Raw genomic sequence first — 19,514 nt, 5'->3', positions numbered from 1 at the left:
TTAGAAAAGGTCTTTCTTCGGGGTGGAGTAGATATTTTGATTAAGAACCTTTTATAATTTGCCCCTTTTTAGGTATAATAGTTAAGTTACAAGTGATTTTACAGCTTATTTAAATCGAAAGAGAGTGAAACTATGGGTCGTAAATGGAATAACATTAAGGAAAAAAAGGCTTCTAAAGATGCAAGCACTAGTCGTGTTTATGCAAAATTCGGTCGTGAAATTTATGTAGCAGCTAAATCTGGCGAGCCAAATCCAGAATCGAACCGTGCTTTGAAAACCGTATTAGAACGTGCCAAAACATATTCAGTACCAAAACATATTATTGAAAAAGCAATCGACAAAGCAAAAGGCGGCGGCGACGAGCAATTTGATGAATTGCGTTATGAAGGATTTGGAGTAGGCGGTACAATGGTGATTGTCGATGCGCTGACAAACAATGTAAATCGTACAGCTTCAGAAGTTCGTGCAGCATTCGGGAAAAACGGAGGAAACATGGGCGTAAGCGGATCAGCTGCTCATATGTTTACTTCAACAGCTGTCTTCGGAATGGAAGGGAAAACAGAAGATGAAATTCTGGAAATCCTGATGGAAGCGGACTTAGATGCACGAGACATTATGGATGAAGAAGGAACAATCATTGTCTATACAGAACCTGATCAGTTCCATGCTACGCAAGAAGCTTTAAAAGCAGCAGGCATTGAGGAGTTTGCTGTGGCAGAGCTAACAATGCTTCCTATGACGGAAGTTACACTAGCAGGCGATGACCTGGCGAAATTCGAAAAGATGATCGATGCATTAGAAGACTTAGAAGATGTACAACGTGTCTATCATAATGCAGATTTAGGTGAATAATAATTTTACAGAGGCTTTCTCACTATGTATATGTGAGAAAAGCCTCTTTTGTTTGATAAAGTTGGATGGTATTTTAGTATGAGCAGAAAATTTGTATAATAAGGTTTATTATAGCAAAATATTAGCATGAAATAATGAATAAAGAGGGATCAGAATGAAGAAAAAAAAGCTGGCAAATAGAATACTTGCGAGTGCTATTATAATTTTTATTATAATGCTTGGAATTAATGTATTTTTAATGTTTTATAATTCCAAAGAGTCGGTACAAGCATCAATCGGCGAACGGACAATTTCCGCTGCTGAAAATATGTTGAGTTATATGGATATAGAAAAATATGAGGAATTGACAGAAAACCCGGAGGAAAACGATATTTATTGGGAGCTTCGGGAAGAATTAAATGAGCTTCGCGGAAAAGCGGGTGTACTCTATGCTTATACATACTTTGTACCAAAAGAGGGAGAGAAGGTAACCTTCCTTGTCGATGGCATGCCGGCTGATGATACAGAAAATGCAGCTTCATTAGGCGAAGAATCAGGGGCAACAACATATGAACATTTAAAACAGGCTATGGATGAAGGTGGGTACTATTCAGACGTATTAGCCAGTGACTACGGTGAATTTGTTTCTGGCTTTGTTCCAATGAAAAATAAAGATGGGGAGATTATCGGCTTTTTAGGAGTGGACATTGACGCTTCTTATATGGAAGAAATTACAGGTAATATTGCGAAGGAAGTGCTGCCAAGTATGGTAGGCATTTTTGTGTTGATCATTTTAGTTGCTCTCGCATTACTGTTCTACTATATCAATTCGTCTCTTAAACCGCTTGATTATTTAACAAAATCATCGGAACAGCTGGCAGAAGGAGATTTGAAAGGCGCTAAGGAGACTGTGTCAGAAATTCGAATGAAGTCAGATAATGAAATCATGGCATTTACAAAAGCTTTCTCACATACAATTGACAGTTTAGCTGCTACATTCCAAGTCATTCATGGAAAAGCTGATAATCTAGGGCAAGTAGTCGTTGACATGAATGATGCCTCAGGCAAAGTCGGTGATTCAAGTATGGCAATTGCCGAAAGCATGAACGAGATTGCGGACGGCAGTGAACAGCAAAAAGGCAGCAATGATGAAGTTATGCTTGCGATGAATGAGATGGCTGTGGGCATCCAGCGTCTTGCTGATACGACAAGTGAGATAGCTGAATCATCAAATGATATGACAGCGCTTGTGGAATCAAGCACGAATAGTTCGAGGGAAGTAATCAACCAGATTCAAAACGTGGAAAGTTCCGTTGTTCGTACGTCTGAACACGTTCGTGAAATGGGTGAAAAATTCTCAGCAATTAGCGATATGGTCGGAGTGATTACAAGCATTGCCGATCAGACGAACTTGCTTGCACTAAATGCGGCAATTGAAGCAGCCCGGGCCGGAGAGGCAGGAAAAGGTTTCGCAGTAGTAGCAGATGAAGTACGTAAGCTGGCTGAATTGTCGCGAGGCTCAGCAGATGAAATTCATCAACAGCTTCAGGTCTTCATGCAGATTGCAGATCGTGCGCTGAAGGAAATGGATATGAGTACAACGGAAGTGAAGGACGGCAGTTTAGCTGTAGCCTCTATTGGTGAAAAACTATCACGTATCTTACGTTCGGTAGAACAGGTGAATGAACAGATTCAGGATGATTCAGCAGTCATTGAACAGATGTCTGCAAGTGCACAGCAAATATTAGCTTCTACAGAGCAAATGAATCATTTAGTAACAAATACAATGGAACGAACACAGAATGTAGCGAATTCCACAACTGTTCAAGTGGAGATGGTAGAACGTTTAAATGTAGTGGTGAAGCATTTAGAGGAAACTTCTCGTGAAGTTGTGAAAGAAATAGAAAAGTTTTCGATATAATCGCTTGAAGGAGCTGTCTGGAAAGATGTTTAAAACACGGTTGCTATCACTTTAGAAGAAGCTATTTTAGAAACAAAAAATTATAATAAATAACCAAGGACCATGCTAATGTATTTACTATATTAGTAAGGTCCTTTTTCTTCTTTCGAAAAAGTTATTATTTTTTGCTTTAGGTAAGAAGTTTGTCGAAAAATCTGTTGTGTAATTCTTCTTTTATGTAATAATAGATAAAAGGGATTTGGAAAAATAAAGAAACAGGGGTGGTAAAATGGGGGTACTTAAAACAATTCGAGGGAAATTGTTGATTTTTTCATTCTTGCTATTCTTGCTGCCTAGTTTGATTATTGGCTTCGTCAGTTACATGCAGGCAAAGCAAGGGCTAGATGAACTTGGGGAAAAAGTAATAAAAAACAGTGTAGAGACTTCGCTGCAGCTTATTGAACAAACAAATAAGGAAGTTGAAAGCGGCAGTATTACAATAGAAGAAGCGCAGGAGCGTGTGAAAACAGCCCTGATTGGTGAAATAGATGGAGAAGGAAAGCGTTCTTTATCCTATCCAGGGAATCTCGGGGAAAATGGATATATCTATATAATGGATCAAGATGGAACACTGATTGGTCATCCTACGAGAGAAGGCGATAACTTATGGAATGATCAGGATAGCTCAGGGCAATATTTTATTCGTGAAGTAAAGGAACAGGCGCTGGCAGGCGGTGGGTTTACACATTATGATTTCGAATTGCCTGGACAAACGGTAGTGGCACCAAAGCTGATTTATTCTAAAGTGGATGAAAACTGGAATTGGATTGTTGCCTCTGGAACATATATGCAGGATTTCAATGCACCAGCAGCAGTTTTAGTAAAAGGGATCGTTTTAACACTGATTATTTCTCTTGTATTAGGTGGAATAGCAGCTATTTTGTTCTCGCGTCATTTGGCAGCTCCACTACGGCTCCTATCCAATCGTGTCAGACAAGTGGCACAAGGTAATTTGACTGTAGAGTTAGACAACAGTGAGCGGCAGGATGAGGTAGGCATACTCAATAGAGGCTTCAATGAAATGGTCAGCCAGCTTAAGGTGCTCATTTCTGATGTAGAGCATACCATTGCTGAAATTCAAAATACATCTACAAATTTAACCGCGGTGGCTGAGGAGACGACAGCTTTTGGAGAGGATATTGTGAAATCCGCTACAGAAGTGGCAAAAGGAGCTTCTCAACAAGCGGTAGACGCAGAAGAAACGAGCAAGGTTACAATGCACTTTGCGCAGGAAATTGACCAGCTGCAGGATAAAAATAAATCGATGTTGTATTCTTCAGAGGAAATGCGTATATCAAATAAAGAAGGTCTGAATCATCTGGTTGTGTTAAAAGAACGTTCGACAGAATCCTATGACCTTATTACCTCTATGCAAAATGTGCTCGAAAGCCTCATTAGAAAGGTACGGGAAATCGAAGGAATTGTCGGTACAATCAATGAAATTTCAGATCAGACAAATCTGTTGGCATTAAATGCTTCTATAGAAGCAGCACGAGCAGGTGAACATGGGAAAGGCTTTGCAGTAGTAGCGGAGGAAGTTCGAAAACTAGCGGATCAGACGAGTCAGGCGACCGAATTAGTAAGGAATACATTGCAGGGAATTGAAACGGAGACAAAACTCGTGACTAATGAGATGTCGAAGACTTTTACCATCGTTCAAGGGCAGCATGAAGCAGTGGAAACGACTGAAAAGTCCTTCAATGAAATTGAAAGTGCTGTAGGAAATATTATTGAATCGATTGAAGATGTGTCGAAAAGCATCCTGCAATTGCATGCTTCAAAAAATACGATGCTTGCCTCGATAGAACGGATTGCAACGATTAGTGAAACAAATGCCGGTATGACAGAAGAGGTAACAGCCTCTGTTGATGAGCAGCAGAAGGCCGTTCAGCTTGTGACAGATTCCTCAAATGATTTGTCTGAAGAAATTCAAGGACTTCAGGAGTCGATTAAGAAGTTTACCATTCGTTAAGCAAAAGATGGACAAGAGGATTCATTAGTGCCTCTGTCCATCTTTTTAGCTTTCTGATGGAAAAAATAAGGGTGCAGCAGCATTTGCCTAGAGAGTATTTACGAAAGAAAATGTAAGCATATGCAGATAACTTTATTTCTCTTGCAATCATTCTGAAAATGCTGAATAATTAAATTGCTATGTTCAAAGAGCGAAAAGCTGGGGGGAAAAACATGAAATTTACAGAATACGAGTATAAACGCCCGGATCTTCCGGCCATTAAGGAAGCAATACGTTCATTGATTGAGGAGTTCAAACAGGCACCGACTGTTGAAGCTCAAAGTGAGGTAATCGAGAAAATCAATGCCTGCCGTCGTGATTTCTCGACTCAGTCAAACTTGGTGTATATCCGTGCTTCAATAGATACGGCAGATGAATATTACCAAAATGCTCGTGATGATATTGATGAAATGGCCCCTGAACTGGATGAAGTCATTTCCGAGTACTATAGAGCTTTAGTAAATTCACCATTCCGTACAGAACTAGAGGAAAAGTGGGGGTCACAACTTTTTGACCTAGCTGATAATCAAATCAAAGGGTTTTCTCCAGCAGTCATTGAAAAGATGCAAAAGGAGAATAAGCTAGTTTCTGAGTATAATAAGCTGGTAGCTTCTGCACAAATCGAATTTGATGGGAAGACGCTGACGCTTGCACAATTAGCTCCATATACGGAATCGACAGACAGAACAGTACGTAAAGCGGCACGGGAAGCATCAGCAAACTTTTTTGCAGAACATGTGGAGCAATTTGATGATTTATATGATCAGCTTGTAAAGCTCCGTCATGAAATTGCTACAACGCTTGGCTACAAAAATTATGTGGAGCTTGGTTACGTCCATATGAACCGCATTGACTATGATGCAAAAATGGTCGCCTCATTCCGGGAACAGGTGCGTCAATATATCGTTCCTCTTGTTTCTAAGCTTTATGAAAGACAGGCAAAACGAATTGGCGTAGAGGAATTAAAATTTTATGATGAAGGACTGGAATTCCTTTCAGGCAATGCGAAACCAAAAGGGGATGCTGATTGGATCGTCGCAAACGGCAAGAAAATGTATGAAGAACTGTCTCCGGAAACGGCTGAATTCTTTAATTATATGCTTGACCGGGACCTTATGGATCTTGTCGCTAAAAAAGGGAAGGAATCAGGCGGATATTGTACTTTTATTGAAAACTACGATTCGCCATTTATCTTCTCGAATTTCAATGGTACATCAGGGGATATCGATGTATTAACACATGAAGCAGGGCATGCTTATCAGGTATACGCATCCCGTAATATCGGCATTCCAGAATATTTATGGCCGACATATGAGTCAGCTGAAATCCACTCAATGAGTATGGAGTTCTTTACATGGCCTTGGATGGAATTGTTCTTTGAAGAGGATACAGATAAATATAAATTTGCTCATTTGAGCGGAGGGCTTATCTTCTTACCTTATGGAGTGGCGGTTGATGAATTCCAGCATGTTGTCTACGAAAATCCGGAGATGACACCGGCCGAGCGAAAGCAGGCTTGGAAGGAAATCGAAGCGAAGTATTTACCACAACGTGACTATGACGGTCACCCATACTTAGAGTCTGGCGGCTTATGGCAGCGCCAAGGGCATATTTATGCAAGCCCGTTCTATTATATTGATTATACACTGGCACAAATTTGTGCATTCCAATTCTGGAAGCGTTCACGTGAAGACTTTGAAGGAGCTTGGAAGGATTATATTCATTTGTGCAGCCTTGGAGGCTCTTTACCATTCACAGGCCTGGTCAAAGAGGCGGGTCTTATTTCACCGTTTGAAGAAGGCTGTGTAGAATCGGTAGTTGGAGTAATCGAGGATTATTTAAACAGCATTGACGATACAAAACTATAATAGCAGGATAGCCGTTTAAACGGTTTCAAGTGAAGACAAAGTCATTTTTGACTTTGTCTTCATATTTTTTCGCTGCTTTTATAAAAATAGAGTGTACACACACTTCCTTGAAAACGTTTGTCAGGCAAGTAACACCGGCCGGCATTCTGCATTCTTTTTGTAATGGAACAGTAATGGGCATCACACTAATTTTTCCTGCAGCTTTGACACCTTTTTGTGTAAATAAACGTATATAGTTTTATAATAAAGAAGAGAGGAAAGAAAGTAAGAAAGGATGTGATAGGAATTGACAAAAAAATTATGGTTTCAGACCGGTGTAGGAATTTTAATTGGACTTTTAATTGTAAAGTATTTTATAGAAATTAAAGGGATTTTCAATCCACTGGTCATCATTTTAAAAACTATTTTTATCCCATTATTGTTGGGAGGAGTCTTATATTACGTAACAGAGCCTATTCAGCGTGTGCTGGAAAAACGGGGATTGCCTAGATGGGGCAGTATTACAACGATCCTCATCCTGATGACAGGGGTAGTTACGGGTCTTTTATTAATGATTGGCAATCCGATTGCTACACAGGTAAATAATTTAGTGGAGAATGCACCATCCATTGCAAATAATATTCAGGATACAGCAGATTATGTGATGGATAATAGGGAGAATTTACCTCCACAGCTGGAAGAATTCGTAGATTCTATTTCTAATTCGATCCAGACAATCGCCGTAAAGGGAAGCACTTGGGTCGTCTCCTTCATCAGCGGTGCCGTATCAGCCACCTTTACATTAATATTGGTGCCATTCTTTTTCATCTTCATGCTAAAAGATCACGAAAAGTTTGCGCCGAATATTTATAAAATCTTTACAGGGGATCGACGCACATGGGTTAAAAATACATTGGAAGATATCGACGGGGTTCTTCGCAGTTATGTTCAAGGACAAGTAATTATCAGCTCACTTCTCGCATTAATGATGTTTATTGGCTATTTAATTATTAAGCTTGATTATGCGTTGCTGCTAGCGATTTTCTCCTTCTTTATGAATATGATTCCATTTATCGGTCCATGGGTATCGCTCGTTCCGGCTGTTGTAGTTGCTCTTGTTCAGAAACCTGTGCTAGTTATTTGGGTAGGAGTCGTGACGCTGGTAGCCCAACAGATAGAAAGCAATCTTATTACACCAAATATTATGGGGAAAACGCTGGATATTCATCCGCTGACAGTCATATCGCTCGTATTAGCAGCCGGTAACATTGCAGGCTTTATCGGTATCTTAATTGCTATTCCTACATATGCCGTATTGAAGGCGGTTGTCATCAATATTTATGAAGAGCGGAAGAAAATTAAAGAAGCTGCTACGAAGACAGTGTAAAAGAAGGGAGCATGTAATGAAACACATGCTCCCTTCAGCCTGTTGACAAACGCTTTCATACAGCGTTGTTTGCCTCGCTCGTACCCTCATGAACTTAGGTTCTATTCGCGTCTTCGCTCGTCGGCGCGCCTTGTCTGGGAAGCGTTTTCAAGACAGGCTAGGTAAAATCATCTTTTTATTAAAGTATCTTAAAAGACGTGAAGACAAAGTCATGAAACGACTTTGTCTTCACTCTGAGGGAGTATGTAATGAACATGCTCCCTTTTATTGCTTAGGAAATGATAAACAATTGCTGCTTTCCTTTGATCTATTTATTCAGGCAGGAAGTATCTTATACTGCTGTAGCGCTAAAGTTTTTTGCCTATGTTATACTATTTGCGAAAAGAATTTTAAAGGAGCGTTTTATGCTAACATTTGAACAAAAGCAGGCAATCATTGAAGAATTTCCACAGCTGAAAAAGAAAGAGATTTCACTAAAGCGTGTAAACTACCATTTTGAAGAAAGCTTGTATGAAAAAACAATTGTCGTGGAGAAATTGCACCCAAATGGCAACGGCTTTGTGTTTGTCGGAGACTTATTAAAATATGAGAAAGAAGCAACGGACAAAGGACTCGTGAATATTCGTGATTATTCTGCTGAAGCATTACGGGAAATTATCGAAGATGCTATTGAATACCTATCAGAAGAATTCGATGATGAACCGATTGTTGAAGTATGGAGCGACCGGATGCAGACAAAGCTGGAACTTGTTTATGACAATCGTGTTTGGAATATATACCATAAAGAAAATTTAGAGGAGTCGTTCGGTACACGTGAGGCCGCAGTTGACTACTTGCGTGAAGAAGGCTTCCGACCTGTTAAATAAAAGGGGGAGTGGGAATGGAGAAGAAGAGTGTAAGCGGTAAGAAGATGACAGGAATTATCATTGGTTCGATTATTGCTGCATCACTACTAGCTGTGATCATCATCACTATTTTCTATAACACATACGATCCATCCAAGTATGGACGTAATAATGGGGGCATTGATCAAAACAATAAAGGGGTGCCCGAGACGGAAGAAATCGATGAGCAATCTGCTCCTTTGACGAATGAACAATATGGGTCTATAATTATCTCAAATTCGAGATAATTAGGAGCGTGATAACATGGAACATATTTTTCAAAAAGGCACGAAGGAAATAACATTGTTATTATTGCATGGTACAGGCGGGACGGAGCGTGACCTGATTGGTCTTGCTAAAGAGATTGATCCTGAGGCGAACATTTTAAGTGTCCGTGGACAAGTAGTAGAACAGGGGATGCCGCGTTTCTTCCGCCGTATTGCTGAGGGCGTTTTTGATATGGAGGACCTTCGATTCCGTACAGATGAACTATTGGCATTTATCAAGGAGTCTGCAGCGCAATATGAATTCGATACGGCTAAGGTAGTGGCAATTGGTTACTCAAATGGCGCCAATATTGCGGGAAATTTATTATTCCGCCACCATGGAAGCCTGGCAGGGGCTATCCTTCATCATCCGATGGTCCCTGACCGAGAGGCGTCTATTCCCGACCTTTCAGGTGTACATGTATGGATCGGAGCGGGAACAAATGATTTCATGTGTTCACCTAAGGAATCAGAGGAATTGGAACAGCTTCTTACTAATGCGGGGGCACTTGTCCAAGTTGGTTGGTTTGACTATGGCCATCAATTGACAATGTCTGAGGTTCAGGCAGCTAAAACTTGGTATGATGGGATATTTCATTAAAAAAGCGCACTTTCGTTAACATAGCGAAAGTGCACTTTTTTCTATTTTTGTAATACCTATAAAGACATACATGTCTTTCATTTCTGTAAATTATAGCCGCTTTCGTTTTACAAAAGGCAGCCACCAGTTCCAATCACCGAACAGCTTCATTAGACTTGGAACAAGCATCAAGCGGATGATTGTTGCATCGATTGCAATAGCTATTGCGATACCGACACCAAGCTGTTTCACAGTCGTGACATCAGTGAAGGCGAATGCCCCCGTAATGACGATCATGATGAGGGCAGCAGATGTAATGATTTTTGAAGTAGAAACGAGCCCGTCAATCGTTGCTTTCGTATTTTCAGCGCCTTTATCATATTCCTCTTGAATCCGGGAAATCAAAAAGACCTCATAGTCCATACTTAAGCCAAACACAAGACAAAAGACCAGTACCGGAATAATTAAGGCAAGAGTTGATTCGGTTATACCAAAATGTCCGTATTGGAACAGATAGACGAGGATTCCGAAAGTAGAACCAAGACCAAGAATATTCATAACAATCGCTTTGAGTGGAATCAGAATCGACTTAAAGGCGATCATTAAAATAACGAATGTTGTCACGATGATGATAGTTACAGCAATACCAATCTTATCTGCAATCTCATCAAAGATTTCCTGGTTGAATTTTGCTTGCCCGCCGATTAGGAAGTCAACACCTAAATCCTTGTCCTTCCATTCTCGCACAAAATCCTGAGCCTCACTCGTATCGCTTTCTGTATCCAGATTTACTACCAGATACATTTGTTCATCTTGTATGAAGCTTTCCAATACGGCCTCCAATTGACCTGCAGTCTGTGGATTGGTATTAGCCATTTCCCACATATCGACAGAATCGATGTTAGCGGCTGTGAATAGAGATGTTACACCAGCTACAAGGGGTTCATCAGCTAGCTGCTGCTGGATGTCCATAATTTTCTCGAATCCTTCTCGGTCTGTCCAACCTTCTTCCCGTTCAGCTAATAAAAAGACGGTGGATTGCTTGCCGAGCTCGAATTCTTCAACCAGTACATCGTATGTTTCACGAGCATCATAAGAAGGTGGAAGTACATCCACGGATGGAATTGTTAGTTCGATATCTTTAATTGGAATCATGGCTACAACAAGAAGCAGCACAGCAATCAGAATAATTTTAATAGGATGTTTTACAACAAACCCAGCAAAACTTTGCCAGCGACCGGTAGCCGGCTTTACACGAATTAGTCTCCATTTGTTCAAACGGTCACCAAGTACGACGAGCAGCGCAGGCAGGAGTGTGAGTCCTGTTATGACGGCAAATAGCACAGCGATAAAGCCGCCAAGCGCAATATTCTGGAATATTTCCACCTGGATAATAATCATTGAGCCCAGCCCGATCATTACACAAAGAGCGGAGAAAATAATCGAACGTCCCGCCGTACGTATGGCAGTCTGCACAGCGTCCACAACGGATGTATGCTCTCTTTCTTCCCGGTATCTATTGATAAACAGGAGAGCAAAATCAATGCTTAACGCTAAACCTAGCATTGGTATAATATTCATGACAAAAATAGAGAGGTCAATCGAATCGCCGACTAGAGCAAGAAGCCCAAATGAAATGACGACGGTTACTGCCCCAATAATTACGGGCAGAAGGGCAGAAACGACAGTGCCGAATGCCAGTAAAAGGACGACGAGAGCAATTGGAAGTCCAATAGCTTCTGCCTTCATTAAATCTTTTTGGCTTGCCGTATTTGTATCCTTGGAAATGACAGGTCCTCCGGTAATTGAAACACCGTCTTCATCTGCCAGCTCTTCTCTTAACTCATCGACAATGACGAAGTAGTCCCTGCTTGTATGATCGAGTTCCAGTGTAGCATATGCCAGCCCGCCTTTATTGAGTTTCTCGTCACCGACTGGAGAGATTACATCACTGATTCCCTCTACTTGGCCGAGCTTTTCTAACGTTTGATCAATCTCGGTTTCCGATTTCTGTTCAAACAAAACGAAAATGGTACCGGAAGGGAGTCCGAATGTCTCTGCCAGCTCTTCGTTCACCTGGTTATAGTCACCATCGACAGAAAAACCATCCCCTTGTAACTTAGAGGGGAGCTGGAGAGCAAAAAAGGCCATCGCAATTAGGGCGATGACCCAAAATGCAATGATAGATTTTGCGAATGTAGTGACAAATTTTGCTACAGCTTGCACAACAGCACCGCCTTTCTCTCATCTATAAATTTAATCTATTATTAGAATAGCATACCATGTAAAAAAACCGGACTACAATGAAGTAGTCCGGTTTAAGTATTAGAAGATAAAGTTCAGTAATGTATAGAAAATGGCCCCCATCAATGCAGAAATCGGAATGGTAATGACCCATGTAACGACCATTTTACGAGCCGTACCCCAACGAACGCCTTTGACACGCTGAGCTGAGCCGACCCCCATAATAGCTGAAGAAATAACATGTGTCGTTGATACAGGAAGATGAATGAGCGTTGCCCCAAAAATGACTGCAGCTGAAGATAAATCTGCTGCTACTCCATTCACAGGACGGATCTTCATAATCTTACCACCGACTGTTTTAATGATTTTATAACCACCGACAGAAGTACCTAATCCCATAGCTGTAGCACAGGCTACACGCACCCAGCCTTGTACGTCGTCTCCTGCCTGAAGACCGGCAGCGATCAAAGCCATTGTAATAATCCCCATTGCTTTTTGCGCATCATTTGTACCGTGAGTGAACGATTGAATAGCTGCCGTAACAATTTGAAAAAGACGGAAGCGCTTATTTGCTTTGTAAAGGTTGCGGTCTTTAAAAATCACTTTAAAGATTGACATAACGCAAAAACCGATTGTTAGAGCAATAATAGGCGATAAAATTAAAGCTTGTAAGATTTTTAAAAAGCCAGCGTAGTTCAAAATCCCAAATCCAGCTGCCCCGATAGCAGAACCAGCAAGGGAACCGATTAACGTATGGGAGGAACTTGATGGAATACCGTAATACCAAGTTAAAAGGTTCCATGTAATCGCTGAACAAAGTGCCCCTAAAATGACAATCGAACCTGTTACATCACCATTAAAGGCATTTAATGAAAAAGGATCGACGATATCGCTCGCAATGGCCTTTGCTACACCGACAAATGTCAGCGCCCCAATGAAATTCATTGCAGCTGCCATGAGTACGGCAACACGCGGCTTTAAGGCTCGTGTCGATACGGACGTTGCAATTGCATTTGCCGTATCATGAAAACCATTTATGAAATCAAATGCTAGTGCAAAAATAACGACTAAAATCGTAATTAAAAATATTGTGTCCATTTATGAAGTCTCCCGCTATTACGCGTTACGCATAATGATAGTTTCAATCGTATTTGCGACATTCTGACAGTAGTCAGCAATTTCTTCCAACTGTTCATAGATGTCCTTGAATTTAATCAAGCGAATCGGATCCTTCTCATTTAAAAATAACTGCTTGATAGATGAGCGAAGTACTTCGTCACACTGGCGTTCATAATCCTTTACCAAGATAGCGTGTTGACGCATGCCTACTAAATCTTTTTTATTAAGTAAGTCCATTGCTTTTACAATTTCATCAGTAGATTTTGTAATGTAGCCTAGGAAGTCGCGCATAGATTGATCAATTTCAGTCAGTGAAAACATTTCGTAGTGTGCAATACATCCTTCTGTGCCATCTAAAATGTCATCCATGCGAATTGCCAACGACAGGATATCTTCGCGCTCGATTGGCGTCATGAAGGATTTGTTTAGCATGACAATTAAATCATGGATTAATTTGTCACCGGCAGTTTCGTATTCCTTCATTTTAATGCTGATTTCTTTTAAATCAGCTATCGTTTCAATGCGGAAGTCGTTAGCATAGTGTACCGCTTCTTGCATATTTTCAGCAATTTTATGAAGGGACGAGAAGAAAGGATCTTGTTTTCTAGAATTGAACATGGAATTGCCTCCGTCTATATAAATGTTATTGTGGTAAAAATTAAGCCTCAATTATCATAACAAAAACTTTAAAAAATCTATAGAATTATTCACTTGTTATTTTCAAACTTTACAATTCTGTAACATTAGATGACATCCTCCACTTAGCTAGGAACATACAGAATAGAGAAAAAATGATTTTTTTAGTAGAAAAAACTGTTATTTTATCGTAAATGACATTTATTCGTTTATTTACTTCTGTGTTACATAGTTATTTGCAAAAAGTTCAAATAGCGAAATGTTTATATTATGTTAACTAGAATGTTACAACAGTGTAAATTTTATGGTCTTTTCTATAGAAAAAAGACATGTTTTTACCTATATGAAACCTATAAAAGCTTGGGTATAAAAGCTTTTAATTAGACGTGTTTGCGATAGCTGAGAAGTTATTTTATCGCCTTTATTTTTATAACGTTTAAAATTTAATATAGCGCTATAGTGTTTATTGAAAAAAGACGCTGAAGCGAGCGTCTTTTTCTTTCTTACAGATAATCATGTAATTCATTTTGCAGAAATGGTTTTGCCTGCAATAAGGAAGTAAACGCGTCGTAACGGGCGCGCTGCTCTTTCGAACCTTTTTTTCCAGTGTAATAGGCACGAATGAGTATATTTTTCGGCGTATGTTCCATATCAATGAATTCCAGAAGCTGTGTATCATATCCAACTAGCGATAACAGCTCTGCTCGGATAGAATCAGTTGCCAAGGAGGCGAAGCGTTCCCGAATTAAGCCGTGCTGCAGCATTATCTCTAGTGATGGGGCATTTAGCTGACGATTTAGCTCATGCTGGCAGCAGGGAACGCTCAAAATAACTTTCGCTCCCCATTTTACTGCACGTGCCAGTGCCATATCTGTAGCTACATCACAGGCATGCAGCGTAACAACCATATCAACAGACGTTTCCTCATTATAGTCATTGATATCCCCTACTAAAAATTCCAAGTCTTCATAGCCGAGATCAGCTGCAATGTCGTTGCATTCTTCAATAACCTCTTTTTTCAGGTCGAGTCCTGTGACGCGGATGTTCAGCCCCTTTTCCACCTTTAAATAGTGGTAAAGCGCAAACGTTAAGTAGGATTTCCCTGAGCCGAAATCCAGGATGCGAATAGTGCGGTCCTTTGGCAGGTAATGCAGGGAATCATCAATAAACTCGACAAATCGGTTGATTTGTTTGAATTTATCATACTTTTGCTTTTTTACTTTGCCGTCCTCTGTCTGGACGCCAAGACGGATCAGGAAAGGATAAGGTGTCGTATCATCCAATAAATAGCTTTTTTTTCTATTATGAGATAAACTCACTTCTTTTATTGTTGCCTGTTTTTCCGATTTCCAAAGCACCTTATTTTTCTTAGAAAGCTGTACGTGAACGGAATGCTCAGTAAACTGCGCATGAATTTGCCGAAACTGTTCAAGTAAATGATTAAAATGGTCAGCGAATTGATCTAAAGGAACATTCTCATGCTTCAAAATTCGCTCGTACTGATATTCTAATTGGATAGTGTAAGTACCTTTTAACTCGATGGGCTTTAATTTTACCCGTTTCAGCTCATTTGATTTTAGGCGCGGCTGGCTGATTGTAGCTTGTACAAGGTTTTTTTCCTCTAGCAGCGCTAGGAACTGCTTTTTCATTTGTTCAAAGTCCATAGTCCTCAACCTCTTTATTTAAAGTAATTTCAGTTTATCATACTGAATGAACCAAGGTGTGTTTGAGGATTGGAAGGAAGAAAAACCGAAATTTTAGCTAAAGGATGGGAATTGTTTGGTAAGACGGAGTGGTGATACATAAACTTTTAAAAATGAAAAGGAGGATGTCTATGTCAGATCATGCCTTTCAATTAGCGGCCATCACGATCTACATGGTGGCAATGCTTGCCGTCGGCTGGTATGCATTTGTTCGAACGAAGAGTTTGAATGACTATATGTTGGGCGGGCGTGGCTTGGGACCTGCTGTCACGGCGTTGAGTGCTGGAGCAGCTGATATGTCCGGGTGGCTTTTAATGGGGTTGCCAGGTGCTATTTACCTAAACGGGCTGGTCGACGCCTGGATCGCGATTGGATTGACAGTTGGTGCATACTTGAACTGGCTGCTTGTAGCGCCGAGATTACGCATTTATACCCAAGTTGCAAGCGACTCCATTACTATTCCGAGTTTCTTGGATAACCGGTTACGTGATAAAACAAAGGCAATTCGTATTGCGTCAGGCATCATTATTCTTGTCTTCTTTACCTTTTATGTATCAAGTGGAATGGTCGCAGGAGGGAAGTTTTTTAACAGCTCTTTTGGCTATGACTATCACCTTGGATTATTGATCGTTTCCGGTGTCGTAGTGGCTTACACATTATTTGGAGGCTTCCTGGCGGTAAGCTATACAGATTTCCTGCAAGGGCTCACAATGTTTTTAGCATTGATTGCTGTTCCGGTATTCGGCATCTTTTTAACAGGAGGGGTTGGAGAAACAATTGAGTCTATTAAGGCAGTGGACCCAGAGCATCTCTCTTTATTTGCCTCTACTGCTACAGCAGCTGGGGTTGTTTCCTCTATTGCTTGGGGGCTAGGTTACTTCGGCCAGCCGCATATCATTGTGCGTTTTATGGCAATCAAATCTGTTAAGGAAACAACGTCAGCACGCCGGATTGGGATAGGATGGATGATTTTCAGTCTAGCGGGTGCTGTTGCAACGGCACTTGTTGGTCTTGCTTACTTCCAACAAGGTGGAGAAGAGCTGAAGGACGCCGAAACGGTTTTCATTATATTGGGGCAGATCTTGTTTCATCCTTTTATAGCCGGTATTATGCTCGCAGCTGTTTTAGCGGCAATTATGAGTACCATCAGCTCACAGCTTATTGTGACGTCCTCTACATTAGTGGAGGATATTTACAAATCGATCTTTAATAAAACAGCAACAGATGCACAGTATGTATTTGCCGGACGTTTAGCTGTATTGTTTGTGTCTGTCATAGCAGCATTCCTTGCTTGGAATCCGGGAAATTCGGTGCTTGAACTAGTAGGGTTTGCATGGGCTGGCTTTGGTGCGGCATTCGGTCCTATTCTCCTTTTAGCACTCTACTGGCGCAAACTAACAAACATCGGTGCACTTACGGGAATGGTGAGTGGTGCACTCGTTGCTTTTGTTTGGGGGCAGGTAGACGTTTTGACGTCTGCATTGTATGAAATTGTACCTGGATTTATCGTCTGCTTATTGGTAGCCATCACCGTAAGTGCGTTTACGTATAAGCCAAATAAAGAAATTGAAGCCGAGTTTGATGAAACAATTCGACGCTTGAAACACGAAGAATAAAAAGGGATGCCTCAAATGCTTTTGAGGCGCCCCTTTTGTATGATACGATGTGGTTAATCAGCACGTAGGAGGGGTTTTGTGAACAATTTAAAGGATATTGAAATACTGCAGGAAAAAGGCGTTCTCGTAGGTGTCAATTTGCGGAATGATGAGCACTTCGATTATTCAATGGAAGAGCTCGCAAACTTGGCTGAAGCATTAGATGTAGAAGTGACAGGACAAGTGACGCAAAACCTGGAGCGCGTCAATCCTTCCCATTACGTGGGTACCGGTAAAATTGAGGAGATAAAGGCGTTTGCTGAGGAGGCGGATGCAAACATCATTATCTTCAATGATGAATTGTCGCCATCTCAGATCCGTAACCTAGAGCGGGATCTAGAATGCAAAGTTATTGATCGGACGATGCTCATTTTGGATATTTTCAGCCGCCGAGCGAAAACACGGGAGGCTCAGATGCAAGTAGAGCTGGCGCAGCTCCAATATATGCTCCCTCGTTTAGTTGGTCTGCATGCTTCTCTGTCACGTCAAGGCGGTGGTACAGGAGGAGGATTTAAAAACCGCGGTGCCGGTGAAACAAAGCTGGAGCTGGACCGACGGAAAATCGAAGACCAAATAGCTAAGCTGCGCCGGGAATTAGAGCAGGTGAAAGAGCAGCGTGAAACACAGCGCAAGCAGAGACGTAAAAATGCAGTGCCTGTTGTGTCCCTCGTAGGATATACAAACGCAGGGAAATCCACTATTATGAACCAGCTTCTTGCAAAGATTGGGCAGGAGGATTCCAAGCAAGTGTTTGAGAAGGACATGCTATTTGCCACACTTGAAACATCGGTTCGTAATATTGAACTCCCGGACAATAAAACATTCCTGTTGACGGATACAGTTGGTTTCGTTAGCAAATTGCCTCACCATCTTGTAAAAGCCTTCCGCTCCACATTGGAGGAGGCGCGTGAGGCAGACCTTCTGCTTCATGTAGTGGATGTATCAAATGAAGAGCATGGTTTTATGATCAATGTAACGAATGAGACATTAAAGGATGTAGGAGTCGAGGACATCCCAACTGTCTATGTATATAACAAGTCGGATCTTGCAGGCGTCAAGTACCCTCTTGTTAGCGGAGATAATATTTGGGTTGCGGCAAAGGGAGGAGAAGGGCTTGACGAATTGGTGCACATCATTAAGCAGCATATCTTCTCCAATTATGTTACATGCAAAATGCTCGTTCCTTATGATAAAGGAGGAATCGTCTCTTATTTAAATGAAGCAGCTACTATATTCAGTACGTCCTATGAGGAAGAGGGGACACTTATAGAGCTTGAATTAAAAGAGGCTGATTATCAGAAGTATGAAGAGTATGTAGTAAGTTAAAGGGCTGCCAAAAGCAGCCCTTTTTAAGATAAGAAATTATAAATTTTCAAGGTGAAGAAATGTCGAGGTATTCGTGCTGACATTTCTATTACGACGAGAGCGTCAACGCCAGAAGCAGCTCTAAGCTCTAGGCTGCTTCGCCAATTGCTATGAGGGGTGCTTTCCTTATATTGTTTTTTCTACCGCTTGCTCAAGGTCAAGCAAAGAGTCAGACGGTTCAAAACGAGCGATGACCTTCCCTGATTTATCAACTAAAAACTTTGTAAAGTTCCATCGGATGCTGCGGCCAATTAGATAATCAGGGTATTTCTGCTGAACATGATCCATTAGCATCATCTCCTGCATATTGCCTTTATCTATTTCACGCACGTCTACTTCGTGCTTTATGTAATTAAATAATGGCTCCGTACGTTCACCATTCACTTCAACAAGGTCAAAGATAGGGAACTCTACCCCAAAATTAACCTTACACGCACGTGCGGTAGCTGCCCCATCTTCGGGGTTTTGTTCATCGAATTGATTTGTTGGGAAAGCTAATACGACAAATCCTTGGTCTTTATACTTTTCGTATAGCCTTTGCAAATCTTCATATTGGTAAGTAAACCTGCACTGACTAGCTGAATTAACGATTAGTACTGTCTTTCCCCGGTATGTCTCCATAGAAAGGATTTCTCCGTTTGGTTTTTTTACTAAGTAATTGTAAATACTCATCTTTATCGCCTCCTTAAACAGTAATGAAACATATTCATCATATAGCAATTTGTGTAATTTGTACTACTGATTTGATTGGATGGTTATTTGTTATTTTGAAATAATGAAAGAGCGAGGTGACATCAAAGCATATAAGTAATTACTAAACTGATTAACTCCATCGAAAATAGGGTAAATAAGAAGGGATTGTAGCAAAAATCTCACTAAATGACAGAAAAGACTGAATAAAGGCACATTTCTAACATTTTTTAAAAGACTTGCAAAATTGTTCTGAATCCTTTAATGTAATGAAGTATTAACCTTCTGGCACGGACAACTGTCTATAAATTGAATTGTCAGATAAATGAAATATTA

General features: G+C 40.8%; 15 protein-coding genes. 10 read left to right on the top strand and 5 right to left on the bottom strand.

What is annotated here, in order from left to right; all coding sequences use genetic code 11:
* The first annotated feature begins 132 nt into the window (after positions 1-132).
* The 8 genes from AA0Y26_RS20980 to AA0Y26_RS20945 all read left to right on the top strand — a co-directional run bounded on the left by AA0Y26_RS20980 (position 133) and on the right by AA0Y26_RS20945 (position 9,787).
* Positions 133-852, top strand: coding sequence for a YebC/PmpR family DNA-binding transcriptional regulator (locus AA0Y26_RS20980; RefSeq protein WP_413363946.1), 720 nt, complete (start codon positions 133-135; stop codon positions 850-852).
* A 154-nt stretch (positions 853-1,006) separates the two neighbouring features.
* Positions 1,007-2,752 (top strand): methyl-accepting chemotaxis protein, encoded by a 1,746-nt coding sequence (locus AA0Y26_RS20975; RefSeq protein WP_413363945.1) that lies wholly within the window; start codon positions 1,007-1,009, stop codon positions 2,750-2,752.
* 268 nt (positions 2,753-3,020) lie between these two features.
* The gene (locus tag AA0Y26_RS20970) at positions 3,021-4,763 is read left to right on the top strand and encodes a methyl-accepting chemotaxis protein (protein ID WP_413363944.1); all 1,743 of its coding nucleotides are present in this window, start codon (positions 3,021-3,023) and stop codon (positions 4,761-4,763) included.
* A 212-nt stretch (positions 4,764-4,975) separates the two neighbouring features.
* A complete protein-coding gene (locus AA0Y26_RS20965; RefSeq protein WP_413363943.1) occupies positions 4,976-6,670 on the top strand; it encodes a M3 family oligoendopeptidase in 1,695 nt (564 codons plus the stop codon).
* A gap of 286 nt (positions 6,671-6,956) precedes the next feature.
* On the top strand, positions 6,957-8,036 hold the full coding sequence (locus AA0Y26_RS20960; RefSeq protein WP_413363942.1) for an AI-2E family transporter: 1,080 nt from the start codon (positions 6,957-6,959) through the stop codon (positions 8,034-8,036).
* A 404-nt stretch (positions 8,037-8,440) separates the two neighbouring features.
* Positions 8,441-8,902, top strand: a complete 462-nt coding sequence (locus AA0Y26_RS20955; RefSeq protein WP_413363941.1) for a hypothetical protein — start codon at positions 8,441-8,443, stop codon at positions 8,900-8,902.
* Between the two features lie 14 nt (positions 8,903-8,916).
* Entirely contained in the window at positions 8,917-9,168 is a 252-nt protein-coding gene (locus tag AA0Y26_RS20950; RefSeq protein ID WP_413363940.1) for a hypothetical protein, read from the top strand.
* Positions 9,169-9,184: 16 nt separating this feature from the next.
* Entirely contained in the window at positions 9,185-9,787 is a 603-nt protein-coding gene (locus tag AA0Y26_RS20945) for an alpha/beta hydrolase (RefSeq protein WP_413363939.1), read from the top strand.
* 90 nt (positions 9,788-9,877) lie between these two features.
* Here the strand turns inward: AA0Y26_RS20945 and AA0Y26_RS20940 are convergent, their stop codons facing one another.
* The 4 genes from AA0Y26_RS20940 to AA0Y26_RS20925 all read right to left on the bottom strand — a co-directional run bounded on the left by AA0Y26_RS20940 (position 9,878) and on the right by AA0Y26_RS20925 (position 15,429).
* Positions 9,878-11,992, bottom strand: coding sequence for an MMPL family transporter (locus AA0Y26_RS20940; RefSeq protein ID WP_413363938.1), 2,115 nt, complete (start codon positions 11,990-11,992; stop codon positions 9,878-9,880).
* Between the two features lie 99 nt (positions 11,993-12,091).
* The gene (locus tag AA0Y26_RS20935) at positions 12,092-13,108 is read right to left on the bottom strand and encodes an inorganic phosphate transporter (protein ID WP_413363937.1); all 1,017 of its coding nucleotides are present in this window, start codon (positions 13,106-13,108) and stop codon (positions 12,092-12,094) included.
* Between the two features lie 18 nt (positions 13,109-13,126).
* On the bottom strand, positions 13,127-13,747 hold the full coding sequence (locus AA0Y26_RS20930) for a DUF47 domain-containing protein (RefSeq protein ID WP_413363936.1): 621 nt from the start codon (positions 13,745-13,747) through the stop codon (positions 13,127-13,129).
* Between the two features lie 521 nt (positions 13,748-14,268).
* Positions 14,269-15,429, bottom strand: coding sequence for a class I SAM-dependent methyltransferase (locus tag AA0Y26_RS20925; RefSeq protein WP_413363935.1), 1,161 nt, complete (start codon positions 15,427-15,429; stop codon positions 14,269-14,271).
* Positions 15,430-15,599: 170 nt separating this feature from the next.
* Between AA0Y26_RS20925 and putP the strand changes: the two genes are divergently transcribed.
* Together putP and hflX are read left to right on the top strand one after the other, a co-directional pair.
* The gene (gene putP / locus AA0Y26_RS20920) at positions 15,600-17,084 is read left to right on the top strand and encodes a sodium/proline symporter PutP (protein WP_413363934.1); all 1,485 of its coding nucleotides are present in this window, start codon (positions 15,600-15,602) and stop codon (positions 17,082-17,084) included.
* A 96-nt stretch (positions 17,085-17,180) separates the two neighbouring features.
* Positions 17,181-18,449 carry a GTPase HflX gene (gene hflX / locus AA0Y26_RS20915; RefSeq protein WP_413368338.1) on the top strand — a complete coding sequence of 423 codons (1,269 nt, stop codon included), beginning with the start codon at positions 17,181-17,183 and terminating at the stop codon, positions 18,447-18,449.
* A gap of 165 nt (positions 18,450-18,614) precedes the next feature.
* Here the strand turns inward: hflX and AA0Y26_RS20910 are convergent, their stop codons facing one another.
* Complete coding sequence (locus AA0Y26_RS20910) at positions 18,615-19,160, bottom strand: glutathione peroxidase (protein ID WP_413363933.1); 546 nt, start codon at positions 19,158-19,160, stop codon at positions 18,615-18,617.
* Positions 19,161-19,514 lie beyond the last annotated feature (354 nt).

Origin of the sequence: Lysinibacillus canaveralius (assembly GCF_047301505.1) — a bacterium.
Classification (GTDB): domain Bacteria; phylum Bacillota; class Bacilli; order Bacillales_A; family Planococcaceae; genus Lysinibacillus_B.
The sequence above is the reverse complement of the archived record's forward strand: the minus strand, read 5'-3'. Positions and strand labels throughout refer to the sequence as shown.

Bases quoted from the DNA above. Each gene is read 5' to 3' on its own strand.
- AA0Y26_RS20980 (WP_413363946.1), top strand. From the start codon at position 133: ATGGGTCGTAAATGGAATAACATTAAGGAAAAAAAGGCTTCTAAAGAT.
- AA0Y26_RS20975 (WP_413363945.1), top strand. From the start codon at position 1,007: ATGAAGAAAAAAAAGCTGGCAAATAGAATACTTGCGAGTGCTATTATA.
- AA0Y26_RS20970 (WP_413363944.1), top strand. From the start codon at position 3,021: ATGGGGGTACTTAAAACAATTCGAGGGAAATTGTTGATTTTTTCATTC.
- AA0Y26_RS20965 (WP_413363943.1), top strand. From the start codon at position 4,976: ATGAAATTTACAGAATACGAGTATAAACGCCCGGATCTTCCGGCCATT.
- AA0Y26_RS20955 (WP_413363941.1), top strand. From the start codon at position 8,441: ATGCTAACATTTGAACAAAAGCAGGCAATCATTGAAGAATTTCCACAG.
- AA0Y26_RS20950 (WP_413363940.1), top strand. From the start codon at position 8,917: ATGGAGAAGAAGAGTGTAAGCGGTAAGAAGATGACAGGAATTATCATT.
- AA0Y26_RS20945 (WP_413363939.1), top strand. From the start codon at position 9,185: ATGGAACATATTTTTCAAAAAGGCACGAAGGAAATAACATTGTTATTA.
- AA0Y26_RS20935 (WP_413363937.1), bottom strand. From the start codon at position 13,108: ATGGACACAATATTTTTAATTACGATTTTAGTCGTTATTTTTGCACTA.
- AA0Y26_RS20930 (WP_413363936.1), bottom strand. From the start codon at position 13,747: ATGTTCAATTCTAGAAAACAAGATCCTTTCTTCTCGTCCCTTCATAAA.
- AA0Y26_RS20925 (WP_413363935.1), bottom strand. From the start codon at position 15,429: ATGGACTTTGAACAAATGAAAAAGCAGTTCCTAGCGCTGCTAGAGGAA.
- putP (WP_413363934.1), top strand. From the start codon at position 15,600: ATGTCAGATCATGCCTTTCAATTAGCGGCCATCACGATCTACATGGTG.
- AA0Y26_RS20910 (WP_413363933.1), bottom strand. From the start codon at position 19,160: ATGAGTATTTACAATTACTTAGTAAAAAAACCAAACGGAGAAATCCTT.